Source organism: Mesorhizobium sp. M2A.F.Ca.ET.039.01.1.1, from assembly GCF_003998035.1.
Taxonomy (GTDB): Bacteria; Pseudomonadota; Alphaproteobacteria; order Rhizobiales; family Rhizobiaceae; genus Mesorhizobium.
In genome coordinates this window covers 1-2,069 of the sequence record NZ_RZRY01000926.1, presented here as the reverse complement: position 1 = coordinate 2,069, position 2,069 = coordinate 1, and the positions used below count along the sequence as shown (strand labels likewise).

The following is a 2,069-nucleotide window of genomic DNA, read 5'->3' as shown; positions in this document are numbered from 1 at the left end:
GATCATGATTGCCGAGAAGGCCGCCGACCTTGTCGCGGAAACAAAAGCAGCAACCGAAAGCAGGGCAGCGTGATGATCCAACGTATCGCCATCATTGGTCTGGGCACGATGGGGCCCGGCATGGCCGCGCGGCTCGCCAGAGGCGGCCTTCAGGTCGTGGCCTACGATGTCGCTCCGGCGGCGGTCGAGCGGGCTGGAACCATGCTGGGCGTGGCCGAAGCCGTGCTCGATTCCCTGGGCATCGCGCCGCCCCCGGCCGGCGCCGGAACGGTTCGCTTCACCGATGACATAGCCGATGCGGTATCGGGCGCCGACCTGGTCATCGAGAACGTTCCCGAGAACATTTCGATCAAGGCCGATGTCTATCGCGCCATCGATGGGCTGATAGCGGCGGACACGATCGTGGCGTCCGACACGTCGGGTATCCCGATCACCAAGCTGCAGGCGAATATCTCGCATCCGGAGCGGATGGTGGGCATGCACTGGTCGAACCCGCCGCACATCATCCCGATGATCGAGGTGATCGCCGGCGAGAAGACCGCGCCGCAAACCGTGGCGACGATCCGCGACCTGATCCGCTCGATCGGCCTGCTTCCGGTGGTGGTGAAGAAGGACGTTCCGGGTTTCGTCGAGAACCGCGTGCTCTATGCGCTGCTGCGCGAGGCGGTCGACCTTGTCGAGCGCGGCGTCATCGAGCCGGAAGACCTCGACACCTGCGTGTCCTGGGGCATCGGCTACAAGATCGCCGTGGTCGGGCCGATGGCGCTGCTCGATATGGCGGGCCTCGATATCTACAAGTCCGTCTCGTCCTTCCTCAACGCCGATCTTTCCAACCGCGACGATGTCGCGCCGATGGTGCTGGAAAAGACCAACGCGTCGAAGTTCGGCATCAAGTCGGGCGAGGGGATGTTCTCCTACACGCCCGAGCAGATCAAGGCGCTGCAAGGCGAACGGGCGCGCAAGCTCGTCGCGGTGCGGCGCATCTTGGAAGGACGGGAGTAGCCGATGGCCCATCATGCTCACGAGGCCGGTCGGGTTTGGGCGCCGCATGGAGGGGCAAGCCATGCGCATTGAACCCATTCGACCAGCAGGCGGCCGGCCAGCCCCTATCCGCCACCATGACGACCTGATCTCCGCCCAAGGCGTTTCGGTGACGCTGGCCAAGCAACTGGTTCTGCAAAACATCAATCTTTCGGTACCGAAGGGATCGTTTGTCTCCCTCATCGGCCCTTCCGGTTGCGGCAAGAGCACCTTGCTCAAGATTCTGGCCGGGCTCGTCGATCCGACAAGCGGCAGCGTTTCGATCGCTGGGGTTTCGCCAGTCGAGGCGGCGCGCAAGCGCATGATCGGCCTCGTCTTCCAGGAGGCCAACCTGCTTCCCTGGAAGAATGCCGTCGACAACGCATCGATGCTGCTCGGCATTGCAGACAAGTCGCTCTCGCGTGCGGAGTTGCGGGCACGCGGCCAGGAGATGCTGGAACTGGTGGGGTTGGGGGACAGCGCCCACAAGCGACCCAATGAATTGTCCGGCGGCATGCGCCAGCGGGTCGCCATCGCGCGGGCGCTCGCGCTCGATCCGGCGGTGCTGCTGATGGATGAGCCGTTCGGCGCCCTCGACGCCATTACCCGCGACCAGATGGGCCAGTCGCTCCTGGAGATATGGCAGCGTACCGGCAAGACGATCGTGCTCGTCACCCACTCCATCGACGAGGCCATTCATCTGTCCCGCCATGTCCACGTGCTGGGCATCAAGCCGGGGCGGATCACCGAAAGCCTCGACATCGGGCTGGCCTATCCGCGCGATCTGTCGGTGACGGAAGATCCCGAGTTCGTCAGGCTGGTGGTTCAACTGCGCACCATGCTGCGCGCCAGCCATCAACCGGGAGGCGCGTCATGAGCGATCAACCCATCACCAATCTCTCGGAGTCGCGGGTTGCCTCAAGCTGGAGTCAGGCGACAGGCAGCTGGCTTCCAGCGGTCATCCTTCTGCTGGCGACGATCGTGGTGTGGGAAGCCGTGGTGCGAGTTTTCGCCATCTCAGCCTTCATCATTCCTGCTCCGACCGAGAT

The 2,069-nt window shown here is 63.9% G+C and carries 2 protein-coding genes; both read left to right on the top strand.

Annotation, left to right across the window (positions count from 1 at the left end; all coding sequences use genetic code 11):
- Positions 1–72 precede the first annotated feature (72 nt).
- Positions 73–1,002 carry a 5-formyl-3-hydroxy-2-methylpyridine 4-carboxylate 5-dehydrogenase gene (gene fhmpcd1 / locus EOA24_RS35660; RefSeq protein ID WP_126083747.1) on the top strand — a complete coding sequence of 310 codons (930 nt, stop codon included), beginning with the start codon at positions 73–75 and terminating at the stop codon, positions 1,000–1,002.
- Between the two features lie 148 nt (positions 1,003–1,150).
- Positions 1,151–1,897 (top strand): ABC transporter ATP-binding protein, encoded by a 747-nt coding sequence (locus EOA24_RS35655; RefSeq protein ID WP_245466988.1) that lies wholly within the window; start codon positions 1,151–1,153, stop codon positions 1,895–1,897.
- Positions 1,898–2,069: the final 172 nt, after the last annotated feature.